Origin of the sequence: Glutamicibacter sp. NPDC090743 (genome assembly GCF_044769125.1) — a bacterium.
Classification (GTDB): domain Bacteria; phylum Actinomycetota; class Actinomycetes; order Actinomycetales; family Micrococcaceae; genus Glutamicibacter.
The window spans coordinates 592,921-612,201 of record NZ_JBIVXE010000002.1 but is presented as its reverse complement, the minus strand read 5'-3'; the positions used below and the strand labels follow the sequence as shown (position 1 = coordinate 612,201).

General features: G+C 62.8%; 19 protein-coding genes and 1 riboswitch. Of the genes, 8 read left to right on the top strand and 11 right to left on the bottom strand.

The genetic code is table 11. The annotated features are described in order from the left end of the window. Nucleotides 1–9: 9 nt before the first annotated feature. Nucleotides 10–240, bottom strand: coding sequence for a hypothetical protein (locus ACIQTS_RS06295; protein WP_041648259.1), 231 nt, complete (start codon nucleotides 238–240; stop codon nucleotides 10–12). Here ACIQTS_RS06295 and ACIQTS_RS06290 point away from each other — a divergent pair. The 7 genes from ACIQTS_RS06290 (at nucleotide 227) to ACIQTS_RS06260 (ending at nucleotide 7,830) form a co-directional block, all read left to right on the top strand. Then, nucleotides 227–1,564, top strand: a complete 1,338-nt coding sequence (locus ACIQTS_RS06290) for a hypothetical protein (RefSeq protein ID WP_402472099.1) — start codon at nucleotides 227–229, stop codon at nucleotides 1,562–1,564. The two genes, ACIQTS_RS06295 and ACIQTS_RS06290, sit on opposite strands and share 14 nt — an antisense overlap. Beyond that, complete coding sequence (locus ACIQTS_RS06285) at nucleotides 1,561–1,929, top strand: GntR family transcriptional regulator (protein WP_193058079.1); 369 nt, start codon at nucleotides 1,561–1,563, stop codon at nucleotides 1,927–1,929. The genes ACIQTS_RS06290 and ACIQTS_RS06285 overlap by 4 nt, the downstream gene beginning before the upstream one ends. 34 nt (nucleotides 1,930–1,963) lie before the next feature. Further along, a riboswitch (TPP riboswitch) is annotated at nucleotides 1,964–2,058 on the top strand. Further along, nucleotides 2,048–2,842: a hydroxyethylthiazole kinase gene (gene thiM, locus ACIQTS_RS06280; protein WP_402472096.1), complete on the top strand. Its 795-nt coding sequence runs from the start codon at nucleotides 2,048–2,050 to the stop codon at nucleotides 2,840–2,842. Its footprint overlaps the riboswitch before it by 11 nt. Beyond that, complete coding sequence (gene thiE / locus ACIQTS_RS06275) at nucleotides 2,835–3,476, top strand: thiamine phosphate synthase (protein WP_402472093.1); 642 nt, start codon at nucleotides 2,835–2,837, stop codon at nucleotides 3,474–3,476. The genes thiM and thiE overlap by 8 nt, the downstream gene beginning before the upstream one ends. Continuing rightward, entirely contained in the window at nucleotides 3,473–4,897 is a 1,425-nt protein-coding gene (thiD, locus tag ACIQTS_RS06270) for a bifunctional hydroxymethylpyrimidine kinase/phosphomethylpyrimidine kinase (RefSeq protein ID WP_105658653.1), read from the top strand. Before thiE ends, thiD begins: the two co-directional genes overlap by 4 nt. 27 nt (nucleotides 4,898–4,924) lie before the next feature. Continuing rightward, nucleotides 4,925–6,208, top strand: a complete 1,284-nt coding sequence (locus tag ACIQTS_RS06265) for a uracil-xanthine permease family protein (protein WP_105658654.1) — start codon at nucleotides 4,925–4,927, stop codon at nucleotides 6,206–6,208. 215 nt (nucleotides 6,209–6,423) lie between these two features. Continuing rightward, a complete protein-coding gene (locus tag ACIQTS_RS06260) occupies nucleotides 6,424–7,830 on the top strand; it encodes a sugar porter family MFS transporter (RefSeq protein ID WP_105662185.1) in 1,407 nt (468 codons plus the stop codon). Between the two features lie 82 nt (nucleotides 7,831–7,912). On the opposite strand, the gene ACIQTS_RS06255 is transcribed toward ACIQTS_RS06260, so the two are convergent. Next, a complete protein-coding gene (locus ACIQTS_RS06255) occupies nucleotides 7,913–11,095 on the bottom strand; it encodes an HAD-IA family hydrolase (RefSeq protein WP_402472090.1) in 3,183 nt (1,060 codons plus the stop codon). Nucleotides 11,096–11,187: 92 nt separating this feature from the next. Between ACIQTS_RS06255 and ACIQTS_RS06250 the strand changes: the two genes are divergently transcribed. Further along, nucleotides 11,188–12,165, top strand: a complete 978-nt coding sequence (locus tag ACIQTS_RS06250) for a hypothetical protein (protein ID WP_332486985.1) — start codon at nucleotides 11,188–11,190, stop codon at nucleotides 12,163–12,165. Nucleotides 12,166–12,174: 9 nt separating this feature from the next. Here the strand turns inward: ACIQTS_RS06250 and ACIQTS_RS06245 are convergent, their stop codons facing one another. The 9 genes from ACIQTS_RS06245 to ACIQTS_RS06205 all read right to left on the bottom strand — a co-directional run bounded on the left by ACIQTS_RS06245 (nucleotide 12,175) and on the right by ACIQTS_RS06205 (nucleotide 19,154). Beyond that, nucleotides 12,175–12,894 carry a glycerophosphodiester phosphodiesterase family protein gene (locus ACIQTS_RS06245; protein ID WP_332594765.1) on the bottom strand — a complete coding sequence of 240 codons (720 nt, stop codon included), beginning with the start codon at nucleotides 12,892–12,894 and terminating at the stop codon, nucleotides 12,175–12,177. Further along, on the bottom strand, nucleotides 12,891–13,685 hold the full coding sequence (locus ACIQTS_RS06240) for an HAD family hydrolase (RefSeq protein ID WP_402472088.1): 795 nt from the start codon (nucleotides 13,683–13,685) through the stop codon (nucleotides 12,891–12,893). Before ACIQTS_RS06240 ends, ACIQTS_RS06245 begins: the two co-directional genes overlap by 4 nt. After that, complete coding sequence (locus ACIQTS_RS06235) at nucleotides 13,686–14,585, bottom strand: PfkB family carbohydrate kinase (protein WP_133833739.1); 900 nt, start codon at nucleotides 14,583–14,585, stop codon at nucleotides 13,686–13,688. Between the two features lie 9 nt (nucleotides 14,586–14,594). Further along, nucleotides 14,595–15,260: an alpha/beta hydrolase gene (locus ACIQTS_RS06230; protein ID WP_332594766.1), complete on the bottom strand. Its 666-nt coding sequence runs from the start codon at nucleotides 15,258–15,260 to the stop codon at nucleotides 14,595–14,597. Nucleotides 15,261–15,274: 14 nt separating this feature from the next. Then, entirely contained in the window at nucleotides 15,275–16,063 is a 789-nt protein-coding gene (locus tag ACIQTS_RS06225; protein ID WP_105662190.1) for an enoyl-CoA hydratase/isomerase family protein, read from the bottom strand. Between the two features lie 42 nt (nucleotides 16,064–16,105). After that, nucleotides 16,106–16,822 (bottom strand): LysR family transcriptional regulator substrate-binding protein, encoded by a 717-nt coding sequence (locus tag ACIQTS_RS06220; RefSeq protein ID WP_133833742.1) that lies wholly within the window; start codon nucleotides 16,820–16,822, stop codon nucleotides 16,106–16,108. 88 nt (nucleotides 16,823–16,910) lie between these two features. After that, on the bottom strand, nucleotides 16,911–17,342 hold the full coding sequence (locus ACIQTS_RS06215; protein ID WP_038992696.1) for a universal stress protein: 432 nt from the start codon (nucleotides 17,340–17,342) through the stop codon (nucleotides 16,911–16,913). A 54-nt stretch (nucleotides 17,343–17,396) separates the two neighbouring features. Continuing rightward, the gene (locus ACIQTS_RS06210) at nucleotides 17,397–18,095 is read right to left on the bottom strand and encodes a dienelactone hydrolase family protein (RefSeq protein WP_402472084.1); all 699 of its coding nucleotides are present in this window, start codon (nucleotides 18,093–18,095) and stop codon (nucleotides 17,397–17,399) included. 87 nt (nucleotides 18,096–18,182) lie between these two features. Then, nucleotides 18,183–19,154, bottom strand: coding sequence for a nucleoside hydrolase (locus ACIQTS_RS06205; RefSeq protein WP_402472082.1), 972 nt, complete (start codon nucleotides 19,152–19,154; stop codon nucleotides 18,183–18,185). Nucleotides 19,155–19,281: the final 127 nt, after the last annotated feature.

Below are 19,281 nucleotides of genomic sequence, written 5' to 3'. Positions count from 1 at the left end.
CAATATGTATCAAATAGTTGATACATTGATTTCCATGAACCAGTTCTCGGCGAGCGCCATATCCATCGCTTTCGTTGCCGCAATCATCTGCGTTTGGTTGCGTTCGGTGGCGCACAGGCGTGGAACACCAGCTATCGACCGGGCCCGATCCCACTCGTTCTGGTGCGCATTGATCGCATTCTTTGCTTCAACCTCATGGGATTTGTCTGAGACCTGGCGCGTTTCAATGACCGAGCCCAATTCAGGTTCGGCTCTCGCTGAAGCACTCACTCCGGGGATCTGGGTTCTTCTGGTTTACCTCATCGGCTTGTTCACTTGGCCCAAGGAACTCCAGCCAGTGCGCACCGCTTCATTAGAGGCCCGCAGCCTGACAACTCCGTTTCCCAAGGCCCTAGGGGCTTTCGTTGGGCTTTTGCTGCTGATCGCGGTCGGCTCCCTGTGGCCGGCGTCCAAAGTCGAAGGGCTCGTTGGCGTTCCGGCCTCGGAATTCACGACCTTTGATTTTGACGGCATCTATTCATACACGTCGGAGGGTCCGTATGATGGGCGGTTGCCGGGCACGCAGATGCTCCCGGTATTCATCGTGGCCCTGGCAGGGATCATCGTGGCCGCGGCTGTGATTACCGTAGTTATCCTGAAAAAACCTGCCTTGGCCGGCATCTCGGTCGAAGACAACCAAGCGTTGCGCACGGTCTGGCTCAACCGCTTGATGCGCAATATCGGCATCGTCTTGCTGGCCTTCACCGTGTCGGTGGTCAATTACTCGCAGGCTAATTCGCCGGATGGACAGTACGAGTTCGTTAGCTATGGCGCCCTTGCGGTAGCCCTCACGTTGCTCTTCTGGGGACCGCGCTCTACATTCTCAGCTCAATCCACCACCAGGGAACGGACCGCCTTCTCGCGTTTGCGTGATCAACTATTCACCTTGCAATACGTAACTGCAGCACTCACCTTGCTCAGCGTTGCAATCGGCTGGTCATTCTTGCCACTGGATGACGAGCTCCAGATGCCTACCAATGAGCGAACTACGTGGATCTTAATGATCTTTGCCGGTGCGGCTTTGAGCTATGCCGTTCTCAATGCGCTTTATCTCAGCTACGTCAGCACGGTGGCCCGGCAGGCGTCTGCAGCACCCAAGTACCACGCACCCTTGCCCTTGTGGTCCTACATCGCCGCTGGCTTGCTGTTTGCCACCAGCACCTATTTTCTTCTCGATCCGCCACTGGACTATTTGTGGGGCTTCGCACCTCCAGGCAAGACAATGGTTGCAGGCTTGATCCTGCTGTTGCTGGCAACCCATCTTGGATTCGTCTGGTTCTCCCGCCGGGCGATTATTCCCTGGGCTGTCTCGTCGGCCGAAGAAATCTGGTACCGCAAGGTCCTGGAACTGCGTTCAATGCGTGTTAACACCAGTGCAGTGGTAGCCATGCTGCTCATTGGCTACGGATTCCCGGCCGGGCTGGGACTCTTTGCATTGCTCATCTTCGTTGTCCCAGCAGTCATTTTCCTAGAGCGCCCCGGTAGCGCCTTCGTGCGGGAACATCAGCCGGCAGCTACTTCATGAGCACGCAGATCAGTGTTGACCTCCAAGCAGCTACCCCGCCCTATGAGCAGATCCGCTCGCAGATTGCTTCACTGATCTCCTTGGGAGATCTGCCCTCGGGGAGCAAGCTGCCTACTGTGCGTGCGCTGGCCACGGACCTCGGCGTCGCTGTCGGTACAGTGGCGCGCGCCTACAAGGAGCTGGAAGCCGAAGAGCTGATCACCTCCCGGCGCCGTGCCGGCACAGTGGTCAACGAGCGGCCGCAGCCGGTGGATACCAGTGAAGATCTCCTGGCCGCCGTGGATCACCTCTGGGCGTTGGCGGCCGCGCAGAAGGTGGATGCGGCCACGCTCAAGGCCTTGGTGGCGCGGCGCGAGCGTAAGTAACTTGTCCTCGGAACCGGTTGTGCGTACGCTCTATGGCAGTGACACGGGGTGTCGGATCAACCGACTGAGATAAGACCCGTAGAACCTGATCTAGTTCACGCTAGCGGAGGGATGTCGCATGGCTTTGCATGCAGTTGCCCAAAAATACCGGCAACAATCACCTTTGGTTTTTTGCCTGACCAATACCGTCGTATCCAATTTCACCGCCAATGTCCTGCTGGCATCCGGGGCTTCCCCGGCCATGACGGATCTGCCCGGAGAGGCCGGCCCATTCGCACAGGCAGCTTCAGCCGTATTGGTGAATTTGGGAACTCCAAGCACTGAACAGCTGACCGCCATGGAAGAAGCTGTGCAGTCGGCGAGCGCTGCAGGCACCCCCTGGGTCCTGGATCCAGTGGCAGTGGGAGCGCTTCCGGTGCGCACGGAGTTTGCCCGGCGCATTGTCCGGCAACGCCCGACCCTGATTCGCGGCAACGCCTCGGAAATCCTGGCCCTGGCCGGCCGGCAATCTGCTTCGCGCGGTGTCGATGCCTTGGATGAGGTTTCTGCCGCCTTGGCGGCGGGACGCGAACTGGCCACGGAAAACGACTGCGTAGTGGCCATTTCCGGCCAGGCTGACGCCATCATCGACGCCACGCGTACCGTCTTGGTGCAAACCAACGGAATTGGCTTGACCCGGATGACAGGTGGCGGCTGCGCCTTGGGCGCGGTCTGCGCCGGAATGGTTGCGGTCCACGATGACCCGTTCGAGGCCACCATCGCAGCCCACGGTTTCTATGGCCTGGCCGCGGAAAAGGCCCTGGCTGGCAGCTCCGGTCCGGGCAGCTTCGCAGTTGCCTTCCTTGATGCGCTGTCGGCTGCCGATCCCGGGGAACTGAAAACTTTGAAGTACGAGGAATTGAACCATGCATAATTACGGCGCTTATCTAGTAGCCAACACTGCCAGCTGCACCCCACGCAGCACCCTGGAAGTTATCGAGGGCGCCGTCGCCGGAGGGATCGGGTGGATCCAGCTGCGCGCCAAGGATGAAAGCGCCCGGGAATTCTTCGAGCTGGCCTGCGCGGCTGCCAAGCTCACCGAGGGCAAAGCCCAGTTGCTGATCAATGACCGCATTGACGTCTACCTCGCGGCACGGGCTGCTGGCGCAGCAGTGAACGGCATCCATATCGGGCAAAAAGATGTGCCGGTACAGCTGGCTCGCCAGATCATTGGCGAGGGCATCATCGGCTTGAGTACTTCCAGCGATGAGCAATTGGCCCAGGCGAACAAGGACGCCTCGGTGATCGACTACCTCGGTGTAGGAGCCATCCGCGCCACTCCGACGAAAAAAGACCATCCTGTTCCCCTGGGGCTGGACGGCTTTGCGCGAGCCGCTGCCTTGGCCAAGCTGCCCTGCGTAGCGATCGGCGCAATTACCCAAGACGATGCCGCCGCGATCCGCGCCGGCGGCGGCGCAGGCCTGGCCGTGGTCCGCGCCATCTGCAACGCCGAAGATCCGCAACTTGCCAGCGCGCAGCTGGTCGCAGCCTGGGAGGCCTCGAAATGAACATCCTATCCATCGCAGGCTCCGATCCTTCCGGCGGCGCCGGAATCCAAGCGGATCTGAAGGCCATTGCCGCCAACGGCGGCTACGGAATGTGCGTGATCACCGCTTTGACTGTGCAAAACACCCATGGGGTATCCGGAGTTCAGGCGATCAGTGGCGATTTCGTCCTCGCGCAGCTCGAAGCCGTGAGCACAGATATCCGCATCGATGCGATCAAGATCGGGATGCTGGCCAACGCCGAGGTGATCCGCGCAGTCACCCGCTGGCTGGAAACTGTTGACGCCCCCGTCGTGCTGGACCCGGTCATGGTGGCGACCAGCGGGGATCGCCTGCTCGACGACGAATCCGCCCTTGATTCGCTGCTGGATCGCGCCACGGTGATTACCCCGAACCTGCTGGAGCTGGCCAGCTTGCTGCGCGAGCCTGTGGCCCCTTTCTGGGACGAAGCCCTGCGCCAGGCCCAGCGGCTGGCTGCCAAGCACGACACGCTGGTGCTGGCCAAGGGCGGGCACCTGGCCGGGGCGGATTGCCCCGATGCCCTGGTGTCGGCGGGCGGGGTGCAACTGGAGCTGCACGGCCCGCGCCATGCCACCAGGAACACCCACGGCACCGGCTGCACCCTTTCCAGCACTCTGGCTACCCGCTTCGCTGCCACTGGAGATTGGATCGCCGCGTTGGAGCAGTCCAAGTCCTACCTCTCCAAGGCCATCGCAGCGGCCGACCAATTGCAGGTGGGCAGCGGCCACGGCCCGGTCAACCACTTCATCGACTTCTTCGGCACGGCAGATCCCATGGGCGACTGGTGGCAGAAGATCCAGCCGATCCGCGAGGAAATCGACCAGCTGGATTTCATCACCCGGCTATCCGAGGGCACCTTGGACCGGGATGACTTCCACTACTACATCGCCCAGGATGCGCTGTATCTGCTGCGCTATGCCAAAGTGCTTTCGCTGGCCAGCTCGATGGCGCCGGATCTCGGTGCCCAGCGTTTCTGGTCGCGTGGCGCCAACGGCATCCTCGATGGCGAGCTGCAGCTGCACGGCAGCTACCTGGACGAGTTCGCTGATACGCCCAGCGCCACCACGCTGAACTACACCAACCACCTGGCCGCCAGCCAGGAGAGCTACGGGGAGCTGATTGCCGCGATCCTGCCTTGCTACTGGCTGTACCAGGACATCGGCAAGCGGTTGTCGGCAGCCAACCATGCCGAGCATCCTTATCGGCAATGGCTGGAAACCTATGCATCCGAGGAATTCGATTCCGCCACCGAGCAGGCCATCGAAATGGTCCGCCAGGCGTTCGAGCAGGCAGATCCGCAGCTGCGGGCCCGCATGGAGGCCGCTTTCATCCGCTCGGCGGAACATGAGCGCTCTTTCTTCGCGCAGGCGCACGAGAACCGAGTAGACTTCTCTACGGCCTAAAACCCGCAGGGCCCGGGAAGAGGAATCATGAGTTGGAGCATTCACGGCAACGGCAGGACCATCACCCCAGGTGAGGTAGTTGCCCCGGATGAGCGGCTGCATTGGCCGCAGACCGTTTCCATCGGAGCCCAGCACATCCTGGCGATGTTCGGCGCCAGCATCCTGGTGCCAACCATCACCGGCTTCCCGGTCACCACGACCTTGCTGTTCACCGGCCTGGCCACCGTCATCTTCTTGCTGATGACCAGGAACAAGGTGCCCAGCTACCTCGGCTCGTCCTTTGCGATGATTGCTCCGGTGCTCTCGACCACCCAGTCGCACAGCATGTCCGGCGCGCTGGGCGGCATCGTGATGACCGGGGCCTTGCTGTTCGTTGTCGGGCTGATCGTGCAGAAGACCGGCACCGGCTGGATCCACGCCCTGATGCCGCCGGTGGTCATGGGCACCATTGTGGCGCTCATCGGCCTGAATTTGGCCAGCGCAACGCTGGTTCCCATGACCGAGTTCCCGCTGACCACTTTCCTCACGGTGATCTTTACCGTGGTCGCGACCGTTGCGTTCAAGGGCCTGCTGGGCCGGCTGTCGATCCTCATGGGACTTCTTTGCGGCTACCTTGTTGCACTGGCCCAGGGGCAGGTGAGCTTCAAGGCGGTTGCTGCCGCGGAGTGGATCGGACTGCCAGAATTCCACACCCCGACCTTCCACTTCGACACTGCGCTGATGTTCCTGCCTGCGGTGTTCGTGCTGATCGCCGAGAACATCGGCCATGTGCGCACCGTGGGCGTGATGACCAATCGCGACCTGTCGAAGTTCAACGGCCGTGCGCTGATGGCCGATGGCGCTGCCAGCGTGCTCGCCGGTTTCGGCGGCGGTTCGGCCACGACCACCTATGCCGAGAACATCGGCGTGATGGCCGCTTCGCGCGTGTACTCGACCGCGGCCTATTGGATCGCTGCGATTGTGGCCGTGGCCCTGGCCTTCCTGCCGAAGTTCGGCGCATTGATCGGCACCATTCCAGAAGGCGTGATTGGCGGCTTGGGCATCGTGCTCTACGGCATGATCGGCATCGTCGGCGCGCGCCTGTGGATCGAGGCGAAGGTCGATTTCGGCAACCCGATCAACTTGATGACCGCCGGCACCGGCCTGATCATCGCCATTGCAGTGACCAAGGAAATCGCCTTCGGCCAGCTCCAGCTGGGCGGCATCGCCCTGGGCTCGATCGCCACCTTGGTGGTCTTCCACCTGATGAGTATCGTCGCCAAGATGCGCGGCAACGATTTGGCGGACTCGCAGAAGCCTGCGGATAGCTAGCAAATAAATTCCCCGCAGGCCGGCATCGCGAGAACTCACAATGCCGGCCTGCTTTTTTGCCAAGAATTCGGAAGCTGGCCAGTCATGAAGCGGCGACGCGCACTGGGCCTCCCCCGGTCTTGAAGTAAGGACTCCTTCCAATTTGTGATCGATCTCCCATAAAAAATCGGAAAATCGGGATTCTGCGGCTCTCGAATCCGATAGCATGGCTCATTGTGACTGCGACTACATCAGACGGAAAACTCTCCGCGCGACTCATCTTCATCGCCCTCGGGGCGGCATTGGGTGGGTTCGTTTTCGGATATGACTCATCAATCGTTAACGGCACCGTGGACGCTGTCGAGCACGAATTCGGGCTCAACGCGGTAACCATCGGATTCACCGTTTCCTGCGCCCTGCTCGGCGCAGCACTGGGAGCCTGGATAGCCGGTGTGGTCTCCGAACGCGTGGGACGCGTGCGCACCATGCTCTTCGCCTCCATCCTCCTGGCAGCATCAGCCATCGGCTGCGGCCTGTGCTTCGGCGTAACCGACCTGATCATCTGGCGCATTGTCGGCGGCATCGGCGTGGGCTTCGCCTCGGTGATCGCCCCTGCCTACATTGCCGAGGTCTCCCCGGCCGCGCATCGCGGACGCCTGGGCACCATGCAGCAGATGGCCATCGTGCTGGGCATCTTCGTGGCCTTCCTGGTCAGCGCGCTGCTGGTCTTCGTCATGGGCTCGGCGGATGCCGTCGGCTTGTTCGGCCTGACGGCCTGGCGCTGGATGTACCTGTCGCTGCTGGTTCCAGCAGTGCTCTACGGCCTGCTCTCGCTGCGCCTGCCCGAATCTCCCCGCTACCTGGTCGAGCGCGGCCGCTTCGTTGAAGCAGCTACCGTGCTGACCCGCGATATGGGCATGAACGCCGGCACGGATACCGAAAAGAAGATCGAAGAGATCCGCTCCACCGTGCACATCGAGCGCCGCCAGGTCTTCAAGGACCTGCTGGGCCGCTTCGGCTTCCACCCGCTGGTGTGGGTCGGCATCCTGCTCTCGGTCTTCCAGCAGTTCGTCGGCATCAACGTGATCTTCTACTACTCCACGACGCTGTGGAAGTCCGTCGGCTTTGCCGAATCGGATTCCTTCACGATTTCGCTGATCACCTCGGCGACCAACGTGCTGGCAACGATCGTGGCGGTGCTGCTGATCGACGTGCTGGGACGCAAGCTGCTGCTCACCATCGGCTCGGCCATCATGACCGTGTCGCTGGGCATGATGGCGGTAGCGTTCGCGCAGTCGGTCACCATCGACGGCGCCGTGTCGCTGCCGGGCAGCTGGGGCATCGTCGCCCTGGTCTCGGCCAACCTGTTCGTGGTCGGCTTCGGCGCCACCTGGGGTCCGGCCGTATGGGTATTGCTCGGCGAGATCTTCCCGAACTCGATCCGCGCCATGGCACTCGGAGTGGCAGCCTCGGCGCAGTGGATCGCCAACTTCGCCGTTTCCACCACCTTCCCGGCCCTCGCCGAGGCAGGCTTGGCATTGGCCTACGGCATCTACGCATTCTTCGCGCTGCTTTCCCTGATCTTCGTGATCTTCCTGGTCAAGGAAACCAAGGGGCGCCAACTCGAGGAGATGACCCTCTAGGCACCACCCGCAGGGCATTGCGGATTGCGCAAAGGAGGCAGGAACCAAGATGGTTCCTGCCTCCTTTTGCGTGCCCGGATGCTTACCAGGCCTTGTTGGGCACATCCACGCCGACGTCGCTTTGCAGCGAGAGCACATGCTCCAAGCTTGGCCGCCCTTCCAGCGTCGGGCCCTGGCCGGCGAGCGCCACGCTGACTGTCTGCCCCGGCTGCAGATCGACCTGCCGGCCGCGCACCCAGATCGGACGGGAGAAGGCTCCGTGCAGGGTGAAATCAATGGCTTCAGCCCGCAAGCCCACGGAAATCCTCATGCCCCGCCACCCGAGGTTGAAGCGCAGGGCCCGCCATTTCTCCGGGAGCCGCGGATCAAAGCGCAGCTGGTCGTCATCGTCGCGCAGCCCCGCGAAGCCGTAGATCAGCGCCGACCAGACGCCACCGGTCGATGCCACATGCACGCCGTCAGCGGTATTGCCATGCAGGTTTTCCAGATCCACGTTCAGCGCGTGCTCGAAATACTCCCAGGCAAGATCGCGGTAGCCCACCTCGGCGGCGAGAATCGACTGCACTGTCGCCGACAGTGTCGAGTCGCCCGTAGTCAGCGGGTCATAGTAGTTGAAATCCGCAAGTTTCTGCTCGGCGGTGAAATCGCTGGAACGCAGCCACAAAGCCAGCACCGCGTCGGCTTGCTTGATGACCTGGAAGCGGTAGATCACCAGCGGATGGTAGTGCAGCAGCAACGGCCGCTTATCCGCACCGGTATTGGCCAGGTCCCAGACTTCGCGGTTCAAGAAATGCTCGTCCTGGGGGTGGATTCCGACCGTTTCGGAATACGGGATGTGCATGCAATCAGCGGCCTTGAGCCACAGGGCGATCTCCTCGTTTTCCAATGAGTGCCTGCTGGCCAGTTGCGCGAACTCGCGCGGATGCTCTTGGGCCATTTCGGCCAGCAGCTGGGCGCTGCGGCGCAAATTGAAGCGCGCCATGACATTGGTGTAGAGGTTGTCGTTGACTACCGCGGTGTACTCATCGGGCCCGGTGACCCCATGGATATGGAAGCGCTCATTGCCCTGGTCGCCACGCCAGAACCCCAGCGAGGCCCACATGCGCGCAGTTCCCACGAGGATTTCGGCACCGCCGGCCAGCAGGAACTCGTCATCCTCCATGACCCCGAGGTACCGGTTGAGCGAATACACCACGTCGGCATTGATATGGTACTGCGCAGTGCCAGCCGGATAATAGGCGCTGGCTTCCTCGCCGTTAATCGTGCGCCATGGGAAGAGCAGGCCTTCCTCGTTCATGATCAGCGCCCGCCGGGTCGCTGCAGGAATCATCGAGACCCGGGCGCGCAGCGTGTTGCGCGCCCACTGCTGGTTCGTATAGGTCAAGAACGGCATCACATAGATTTCGGTATCCCAGAAATAGTGCCCGGAATAGCCGTTGCCGCTCACGCCCTTGGCGCTGATGCCCAGGCCGTCGGCACGTCCGGCAGCTTGGGCGAGCTGGAACAGGTTCCAGCGGATCTTGCGCTGCAGCTCGGGCTCATCGCTCTCCACCACCACATCGCTGCGGTCCCAGTAGTCGGCCATGAAACGGCGCTGGGTGCGGAAGTGCTCGTCAATCCCCAACGGCACCAGGTGCTCCAAGGCCCGCTCAGAACGCAAGAGCATCTCCTGGGCAGGATGGCGCCGCGAGGAGTGGTAGACCGCGTACTTGGAGACGCGCACGCCTTGCCCGGCTTCCAGCCTGGTGCTGATCACTTCATCCGCGCGGTCATCGTCCACCTTGCGGACCACGGACAGCTCCGCCTGCGCTCCGCCAGTGGTGGCCACCTCGTGCTCCACCATTGCTGCTACCGACATCCCGGATCCGAAGACCTGGTACGAGATGCCCAGCCGGGCGCCATCGCGGTGGGTGCCCGCCGGATGCAGCGGGTTGGCCCTGGCTTCCTCGCTCTTGCGCGGATCGGCAGGAACCCCGGCATCGGTTTCCTCCGGGGAAGCCACCTTCCGGCTGGAGCGGTACCCGATGACCGAAGACTGGATCAGCACCTGCGCCGGAGCATCGAGCAGGCGCACATGCACGTCCTGCAGCGCCACGTGGCGATCCGTGAAGGAAATCATTGAGCGGGCAGTGACGGCTACCCGGTGCCCCTCGGCAGTTCGCCACAGGGTGTGCGCGGTCAGCGTCCCGTCAAGGAAATCCAGGCGCAGCTCATCACGCAGCATCTCCGTGCGGCCGACTTCCAGGGCTTCGTCATTGATGAACACGCGCATGGTCCGGAAATCCGGGGCGCTGATCATGGTCTGCCCGGTTTCGGCCAGCCCGAAGGCGCTCTCGGCATGGCGGATTTCCCAGGTCTCATGCAGCCCGTTGATGAATGTGCCGCCTCCTTGGTCCCCCAGACCCAGTTGCGCAGCCCGTGCACCCAGAAAACCGTTGCCCAAGGAGAAAACGGTGTCTTCGGCGCCATCGCTGTCACGCTGGTTCCCGCGCCACAGCGACCAGGAGTCCTCTTCCCAGGCCTTGGCTGCTTGCTCGGAGACCAGTTCGGAAAGGTCATGAACCACAAAATGGGCCCCTGCATCCAGCAAGGCGGCCTCATTGCCTTCGCGGGCCACGCCGATGACTCCGAAGCCTCCGGCACGCGCTGCCCTCACCCCGCTGGTGGCATCCTCGATGACGGCGCATTCTTCCGGACGCCAACCCAGATCGGCGGCGGCAGCCAGGAACGTGTCCGGGGCCGGTTTGCCCGCCAGCCGGCGCGCGGCAGCTTCCTGGCCGCCCATCACCAATGGGAAATGCTCGGCCAGTCCTGCGGCAGCCAATACCACGCGGGCATTGCGCGAGGAGGACACCACCGCGACGTCCAGCCCGGCATCCAGCACCTGTTGCAGGTAGGCCACGGAGCCGGCATAGGGGTCGATCCCGTCGCGCTGCAGCACTTGGGTGAACTTTTCGTTCTTCATATTGCCCAGCGCGCAGATGCTGCCTTCCCCCGGCAGATCGCTTTCAGCCCCGCGGGGCAAGCTGATGCCGCGGGATTCGAGGGTAGCCGCCACCGCGTCATAACGCGGACGGCCGTCAAGCAGGTTGAAATAGTCCTCGGAAGTGTATGGGGCCACGCCCGGGTGCTTGTCGAAAAAGGTGGTGAAAAGTTCTTCCCACGCCTTGCGATGCAGCAACGCGGTAGGAGTGATCACGCCATCCAGATCAAAGAGGACGGCCTTGTAATCACGATGTCGGTACTCAGGACGAAAAGCGTTCACAATCGAAATCCTTCGAAAGAGGAGCGAATTACTGGCCGTAGTCCTTACCGTAGCAACTGAACGCGCTTGCTTCGACATACTACGATAAGAATGTGGCTCAGTGGATAGATGTATGGAATAGCGAAGACTGGCGTGAGGCAACCGCCGAGTGGATCGATGCTGCGTGCGAGGCATATGGCATTCAGCGCACCGCAGGACCGGATTTTTGGCCCGCAGATTTGCACCAGATCCAGGCGGCGGTTCAGACCGGTGCCGCAGATCTGATCTTCAGCGCCAACGCTCCGGGGCTGGCTTCGGAACCAGCGACCACGGTCGCTGCCGGCCAGCTGCTGCCCGATCGCGTGGTGATGCCACTGGCTATCGACCGGATCGCCGGCTACATGCTCAGCCCGGATTTCGGGCACACCCTGGCGGATCTGGGCGATTCGGTGGAGAACTGGGAGCTGGCCATGGCCTCGCTCGGTTCCTTCCAGGTCGCGCTGATGGGCCACGAGGAAGAATTCTTTGATTCCGGGGTCACCGTGGTGGACCCGCAGTTCCTGCCCGAGCAGTACGAGCAGGCGCTGATGATGCATGTGTCCCTGGACCCGGCACACCCGCTGTACCTGGAGGGATCCATGGCGGACAAGATGGTTTCTCATCTCGATGAGTTGAGGAGGGCCACCGCTGCCCTTCATGCCGGTGCGGTGCCGTTGAGCATCGAGCACGGCAACTTCGATCTGTCGCAGGTGGTGGTTCCTGCCGAAGCCGGAGACCACGGCCGCATCCTGAATCTGTCCTCCGCGCACTGGGCTCACCCCTTCTCATCCCTGAACACGCCGCTGGCCGCCATGTGCGAAGCGTGGGATTGCGATACCGGTGATGAGCGCGTGATGAAGGTGCTTTTCGCGTACCTGGACCAGTTCTCTGCCTACGGCTCAGCAGATGAGCTGTACGACCTGATTAATCCAGCCTGCCTGGTTGCGCCGCTGTCGCAGCACGAGACCTGGTTGCGCCTGCTCCTGGATGCCAGCGACGAGCAACTGCAGGAGCACGCCGAGACCGTTTTGGGAACCCTGGATATCTCCTAGGGCCGCAGTTCAAGAGCCCAGAACCCTGGCCAGCAAGGCCGCGTCATCGCTCATGATGGCGTCGGCCTTGCGCTCCATCAGCAGCCGCATGGTCGGCTCGTCGTTGATGACCCAGACATGCACCTGGGCGCCGGCTCGGTGGACCGCCTTGATGAATCGACGGGTCGCTACCGGCAGCATGCCCTGGTTCAGCGGCACCTGGACCGCCCAGAAGCCTGCCAGCAGCCGCTTGGGAACCCAGCCCAGCAGGTGGGCGCACAGCCAGATGGCGACAATTTCCCGTTGACCCGGCGAGCGCCGTATCGGAGCGGAAAGCAGGTGGCCGACCGCGGCGCTGCGTGCCGTGGAGAAGGACGCTAGGGCAATTTGCCGATGGGCTTTCCTGCGCTCGATGAGCTCGGCCAGCGGGCCGATCACGTGCTCGTCCTTGACGTCCAGGTTCAGTGTGGCGTGCGGGAACGCATCGAGCAGTGCATCAAGCGTGCACAGCGGTTCCCCTCCGGCCCGCACCATTGCCAGCTGCTCGTCGGTGAAGTCGTTGAAATTCCCGCTCGCGTCGGTCACCCGGTCCAGGCTCTGGTCATGGAACAAGTAGACCGTGCCGTCGGCTGAGGCGTGCACATCCGATTCCAGATGGGTGATGCCCAGGTCTGCGGCGCGCTGGAAGGCTGCCAGCGTGTTTTCCTCGTTGCCCGTGCGTACGCCGCGGTGCGAAAAAGCGTAGGTCATTTCAGCAGGCCTTCAATGACCTGGGCTACCCCGTCATCGGCCAGCGAGGGTGCCCGGAAGCGGGCGGAGGCCAGCGCCATGGGGTGTCCGGAGGACATCGCGTAGCCGTGGCCGGCGTATTCGAGCATTTCGATGTCGTTGGGCATGTCGCCGAAGGCCATCACTTCAGCTGCGGCGATTCCCAGGCGTTGGCAGTATTCATGCAGCGTGGTGGCCTTGTGGATATCCACATGCGCCATTTCCAATAGGGAAACGTCGAAGGCGGAGTGGGTCACCGATACCAGTTCTGCCAGCTGCGGCTCAACCGAGGAATAGAACTTGTCTATCGGCAGGTGCTGGGAGCGGGCAAGGAATTTTACGATGCCCTCGGAATCAATTGACTCGCTAGCCAGATCCAGGACTGCCTGCACCCCGAAGTTGTGGTGGCGGTCGGCAAAGCCTTCACCCAGGTGCAGCCCCTTGGTGGTCTCGGCAGCGAAGGACGCGCGCGGTTCCAGCTCCAGGATGATTTCGCTCGCCCGCCGCGCGGTGGCCGCGCTGAGCGTGCGCGACCAGATCACTTCGTCCTGTTCCAGGTCGTAGAGCACCGCGCCATTGGAGCAGATGACCGTGCCCATCCCGTCGAAGGCTTCAATGATCGGGCTCAGCCAGCGGAAGGGGCGTCCGGTGACGAAGACTATCTGGATGCCAGCGTCGCGGGCTTGGATGAAGGCACGTTGGGTGCGTTCGGAGATGGTGCCGTCCTTGGCGACAATGGTGCCGTCGAGGTCCGAGGCGATCAGCTTGATCATCTACAGCTCCTGGCGGCGTGGCGGGTTCGCCCCGGCACGCTGCACGGTCACCGCGGCGGCCAGGGCCGCGAATTCCAGGGCTCGCGAAAGCTCCGCAATCTGCAGCTGGTTCAGCTTTTCGCGGTTGGCCGCGCCAATCAGTCCATGTTCGGCCAGCCAGCACAGCAGCGCGGCGGTGAAGGTATCGCCGGCACCCACGGTATCGGTGACTTCCACCGACGGCGCAGTGAATTCGGCGTCGCCGGCGCGAACGACGCCCCAGGACCCGCGCGAGCCTGCGGTGGACACCACGATCGCCGGCCCCATGTCCAGCCAGGCACGGGCCGAGTCCTGGACCGAGCGCATCGGGTACAGCCACTTCAGGTCGATGCCGGAGACCCGCACCACGTCGGCCTGGCCGACGAATCGCTCGACTTCGGCCACGGTCTGCGAATGGTTGGTGACCAGCGACGGGCGCAGGTTCGGGTCGTAGCTGATGGTGGCATGGGTGCGCGCGGCCGAAAGCAGCGGCAGCAGTTCTCCGGGGCTGAACAAGGTGGCGATGGAGCCGGTGTGCACCAGCTCGGCATCCTGGGCCAGCTCCGGCCCGATGGTCGGCATCTGCCAGTAGGCGTTGAACGCGAAGGCCGCGCCGCCGGCCGGGTCGAGGATGCCATGGGCAATGACGGTGGCCTGGTCATCGGCTCCGCCCAGGTATGCCACGTTGTTGTCCTTGAGGTAATCCTCGATCTTGCGGCCCTTGTCATCGGCGCCCCAGCGGGAAATCAAGGTTCCCGGGTACCCCAGGCGGGAGAGCGCAACCGCGACGTTCAACGGGCTGCCGCCAACGAACTCCTGGGCTGGGGCAATGCCGGAGGCCAGGACGTCAACGAGGGCCTCGCCGATCACGGTCGGGTTCATGCTGCTCCTTCAGTAGTGCAGTGGGGACAGGGCACGCACGCAGGCAGCCCATTGGCTGCTGTGCGGATCGATCCAGGTGTAATGGTCTCCCGCGAACAGCGAGAAGCTGTGCTCCTGTCCGAGCGCAGCCGCTTTCTGGGCTGCGATACGGGCAATTCTTACCGGAACATCGCCATCGTCCCGTCCATGAAAGATTACGACACGGGCATGCATTGGCCATAATTCCACCGGATTGCAGGCGCCCAATGACGCGCCTGAGAGCATCTCGTCCACTGCGCTGCCGCTGAGCTTCAGGCGCTGCGCCGTTTCAAGGTCCAGGACCCCGGCCTGGCTGATCACCTGGGAGACCCGTGCATCATGGGCGGCCAGCACGCAGGCCAATTGCGCTCCGGCTGAATGGCCGATCAGCGTGATCGGCCCTTCTTCCTTGACCAGGCCCAGCGCGAGCCGGGCATCGGCCAGCATTTTCGCCGCGCTGCCCGGCCCGCGCCGGTATTCGAGGTTGTAGGCAGGGATCCCGCGGGCAGCGAGATCCTCTGCCAGGGGCACGCCAAGGCTAGCGGTGTACTTTTCACGCCAGTATCCGCCGTGGATGATCATCACCGCTCCGCGAGCGGTGGTGCGTTCCGGCTCGTAGAACTGGACCTGCTGGTCCGGGTGCGCCCCGTAGTGCATGGTCGGCGCCCCGGCTAGTTGCCCGGGAAAACCGCGGCGCGCTTTTCGACGAAGGCGGCACGGCCTTCCACCGAGTCGGCGGTTCCGAAGGCCTGCTGGAAGGACTGCGCTTCAACCAGCAGGGCGTCATGGGTGTTCAGCGCGTCCATGTCCACCATCGCGGCCTTGGCATTGCCAACGGCCGTCGGTGCCACCTTCGCGATCTCCTCGATGGTGGCCACGGCCTGGTCAATCAGTTCCCCGGCCGGGACAACGCGGTTGGCCAGGCCAATGCGCAATGCTTCCTCGGACTTGATGCGGCGGCCGGTGAAAACCAATTCACGGGCCATCGCGTTGCCGACACGTCGCGGCAGGCGCACCATGCCGCCAAAGCCGGGCACCAGCCCGAGGTTGACCTCCGGCTGCCCAAAGCTGGCCGTCTCGGAAGCGTAGATGAAATCGCAAGCCAGGGCGAGTTCGCAGCCGCCGCCCAGGGCGAAGCCGTTGACTGCGGCGATCACTGGAACCTGCAGCTTCTCCAGGCGTTCGGTGACCGCGTGCATCTGGCGCCCGTAGGCCAGCGCCGCCGCCGGGTCCATTTCGCGCAGCTGGACGATATTGGCGCCGGCGACAAAGGACTTCTCGCCGGCACCGGTGAGGATCACGCCGCGGTATTCATAGCCGGTGGCCTCGAACCAGTCCAGGAAGGCTTCAAGGTCGTTGACGACCTCTTTTGCCAACGCGTTCAGCGACTTCGGCTGGTTGACGGTCAGGATGAGGGCCGAGCCCTGGGTGCTCAGGCTGAGGGTATCGAATTGCTTCATACCCCTAACTCTCTCACGTAACGCGCGTCACGTATTGGATTGTCAGCGGTGCTTGCGTGGCTTTGCCTTGGCACCCTGTGGCTTCTTGGATGAGCTCTTGGCCTGCTGTTTTGCCTTGGCTTGGGCTTTCGCCTTGGCCTTCTTCTGCTCATTGACGCGCTTGGCCTTCTGCTCCTGGTTGCGCACCGAAGTCTGGCGCGATGAGCTGGCGGTACGTCCGCGCACAATGCCGATGAATTCTTCGAGCAAGGCGGTGTCTTCGGTGGCGGTAGGCCAGGCGATGCCCACCTGGGTTGGCGAACCGTCTTCAATGAAGCGCACCACCACGTCCTTGCGGGCGAAGAGCCGGGCAATGGACTGCGTGGTGCGCAGCACCTGGGCTCCGGATGCGACAACTTCCATCGCTACCGGAATGCCGCCCACGGATTCCGGGTAGTCGGCCAAGTCGAGTTGAGGGAAGGACTCTACGGTCTCCAGCGGAACGGATTCTTCGAAGTACTCCACGTCGTGGTCTTTGCCCGCGCAGACCACTTCGAGTTCCTCGTAAAGCGGGATGACGTGGCGCGTTGCGTCCTTGGGCGAGTCGCCGCGATAGCGCACGAATACTGCGTCAGCCTCGCCATTGGCCAGCAGATCCAGGATTTCCCCCTCATCCAGGCGCCAAGCTTTCAACTCGATGGCAGGATAGCGTTCCTGGAAGCGGTCCATCCATTTGCCGGGGGTGACGCCGGTTGCGTAGGCGATTCGAAGTTTCTGCACGGGTTAAGCCTACGCTCTGCCGGGTTAAATGGCGCAGGCGGGCACCGGTGAACCGGTGCCCGCCTGCGTCCGCGCAAGCCGGGGAGGCCTACTTGTCGGTCTTGACGACCAGAACGTCGCATGGTGCCGAGTGGGCCACCGAGGAAGCTACCGAACCGAGCACGCGGCCCAGGCCCTTCATGCCCACGTTGCCGACAACGATCATGGAAGCCTTGCGGTCCTCGGCGTCGGAGATCAGCACGTCACCTGGCTTGCCGTGGCCGGCAGCAGCGGTGATCTTGACGCCTGGCACAGCGTTCTTCACGTCGTTGGCTACGCGCTGGGCGAGCTTGCGGGCCTGCTCTGCGTCATCCAGGATCCAGGTATCGGAACCGATGGAAACGACCTCGGTGTTATCCGAAGCGTGAGCGGTGATGACCACCAGGTCAGCGTCGAGCTTGACGGCGAGTTCTGCAGCGCGGCGGGCTGCGCGCTGTGCGGTTTCGGAACCGTCTACGCCTACGATGATGGTTTCAGACATATTGTTCTCCTTATATGAGTGATGCATTAAGTGATGGGTAACACTTTATGGCCTTCAGGCCACTTTAGCCTGCAAAAAGTCCACGGCGCGCTGCCATGCGATGGCAGCCTGTTCGGGATCGTAGTTGCCGGCAGGGTTCTCGTCGTTGTGGAATGCGTGATCGGCGTCGTAGTAGAAGTACTGGACTTCCGCGCCTGATTCCTGGCGAATCTGCTCTTCCTGAGCCTTCGCCTGAGCCGGCGAGTACATCTGGTCCAGGTTCGCGTAGTGGCCCTGGATGGCCGCGCGGACTCCGGAAAAATCGTTGGGCACACCCTGGCCGACGCCATAGAAAGGCACGGCCGCGGCAATTTTCCCGCCTTGCTGGGCAGCCATCTGCAGCACGAAACCGCCACCCATGCAGAAGCCGATGACGCCCAGCTTCTCGCTGGTGACGTGCTCATTGGCCAGCAGGTAGTCCACGGCACCGCTCAATAGCTGGGCCCCGGCGGCTTCCGGGAGCTGGGACATCATCTGCCCGGCTTCTTCACCGTCGTGGGTGATCCAGCCTCCATAGAGGTCCGGAGCCAGAGCCACGAAGCCCTGCGCGGCCAGCCGGTCGGCAACGTCGCGGATATGGTCGGTCAGACCCCACCATTCCTGGATCACGATGACCCCAGGGCCCTTGCCGGACCCCGGCAAGGCGAGATAGCCATGCGCTTGCGCGCCTGAAGAAGGGAAAGTCACGTTCTGGTGCGGGGTTTTGTCCGCCATGGTGCCTCCTGCTCTGCGTGTGACTCCAGTTTATGCAGGTCTGGACGCCATTGGCATTGACCTGCCCCACATTGCGCCAAAGTTGTTCTATTTTCCGAGCGTGACCTCGCCGATACGTTCCAGCGCATCGACCACCAGATTCCAGAAGCCTTCGTGATCCAGGTCCACCGCCACGGAAGTATTGCAGTCGGCGGAAGCCGGCGCGCGGAAGTCCGTGACCGTCATCCCCAAGGTCAGCTCGCCACGCAGCTCAACGCTGACCGGGGCCTTGACAGTGCGCACGATATCCGGGTCGATCACGTAGGCCACGGCGCATGGGTCATGCACCGGCGGTGCATCGAAGCCCTGGTGGTCTCGATAGGCCCGGGCGAAGAAGTCCATCAGCTCGCGCACGAAGGTCGATGGGCCGGTGCCGATCTTCTCGATGCGTTCAACCACCTCGGAGGTGGCCAACGCCTGGTGGGTCAGGTCCAATCCGACCATCACCACCGGCCAGGCCTCGTTGAAGACGATGTGCGCAGCTTCAGGATCGATCTTGATATTGAATTCTGCCACCGCCGACCAGTTGCCGGTGTGGTAGCCGCCGCCCATCAGCACCACTTCGCGCACGCGTTCAACGATGCGCGGTTCCTTCCGGGCCGCCAAGGCGATATTGGTCAATGCGCCGGTGGGCACCAAGGTGATTTCACCGGGTTCATGGCTCATCACCAGGTCGATGATGACGTCCACGGCGTGGCGCCCATCGAGTTCGATGCCCGGCTCCGGCTGGGCCGGCCCGTCCATCCCGGAAACCCCGTGGACGTCTCCCGCGGTTTCCACTTCGCGCACCAGCGGACGGGCGCAGCCGGCCGCGAAGGGAATGCCGGTAATGCCGGCGATGGTACCCACGGCCAGCGCGTTGGCAGTGACCTTATCCAGGGTCTGGTTGCCGGCCACGGTGGTCACGGCTAGCAGGTCGATCTTGGGATTGCCATGGGCAAGAATCATTGCCACGGCGTCATCATGACCCGGGTCGCAGTCCAAAATGATCTTGCGCGGGGCATTGCTGTCCTGGGTCATGGCTTCTTCCTTCGCTCTGCCAGCTGGTGGCCGGTAGCTAAGTCGTGGGGGCGGATAGGCATCCTTTGATAATTCTTTCGCGTCCCCATGCTATCGTCAAGCGCTTAACGCAAAGCTGTCGCGTGTC

Excerpts from the sequence above, each read along its gene's own strand:
- ACIQTS_RS06245 (WP_332594765.1), bottom strand. The coding sequence starts at position 12,894 with ATGACCTACGCTTTTTCGCACCGCGGCGTACGCACGGGCAACGAGGAA.
- ACIQTS_RS06205 (WP_402472082.1), bottom strand. The coding sequence starts at position 19,154 with ATGACCCAGGACAGCAATGCCCCGCGCAAGATCATTTTGGACTGCGAC.
- ACIQTS_RS06265 (WP_105658654.1), top strand. The coding sequence starts at position 4,925 with ATGAGTTGGAGCATTCACGGCAACGGCAGGACCATCACCCCAGGTGAG.
- thiD (WP_105658653.1), top strand. The coding sequence starts at position 3,473 with ATGAACATCCTATCCATCGCAGGCTCCGATCCTTCCGGCGGCGCCGGA.
- ACIQTS_RS06215 (WP_038992696.1), bottom strand. The coding sequence starts at position 17,342 with ATGTCTGAAACCATCATCGTAGGCGTAGACGGTTCCGAAACCGCACAG.
- ACIQTS_RS06290 (WP_402472099.1), top strand. The coding sequence starts at position 227 with ATGACCGAGCCCAATTCAGGTTCGGCTCTCGCTGAAGCACTCACTCCG.
- ACIQTS_RS06225 (WP_105662190.1), bottom strand. The coding sequence starts at position 16,063 with ATGAAGCAATTCGATACCCTCAGCCTGAGCACCCAGGGCTCGGCCCTC.
- thiM (WP_402472096.1), top strand. The coding sequence starts at position 2,048 with ATGGCTTTGCATGCAGTTGCCCAAAAATACCGGCAACAATCACCTTTG.
- thiE (WP_402472093.1), top strand. The coding sequence starts at position 2,835 with ATGCATAATTACGGCGCTTATCTAGTAGCCAACACTGCCAGCTGCACC.
- ACIQTS_RS06240 (WP_402472088.1), bottom strand. The coding sequence starts at position 13,685 with ATGATCAAGCTGATCGCCTCGGACCTCGACGGCACCATTGTCGCCAAG.
- ACIQTS_RS06285 (WP_193058079.1), top strand. The coding sequence starts at position 1,561 with ATGAGCACGCAGATCAGTGTTGACCTCCAAGCAGCTACCCCGCCCTAT.
- ACIQTS_RS06235 (WP_133833739.1), bottom strand. The coding sequence starts at position 14,585 with ATGAACCCGACCGTGATCGGCGAGGCCCTCGTTGACGTCCTGGCCTCC.
- ACIQTS_RS06230 (WP_332594766.1), bottom strand. The coding sequence starts at position 15,260 with ATGCACTACGGGGCGCACCCGGACCAGCAGGTCCAGTTCTACGAGCCG.
- ACIQTS_RS06210 (WP_402472084.1), bottom strand. The coding sequence starts at position 18,095 with ATGGCGGACAAAACCCCGCACCAGAACGTGACTTTCCCTTCTTCAGGC.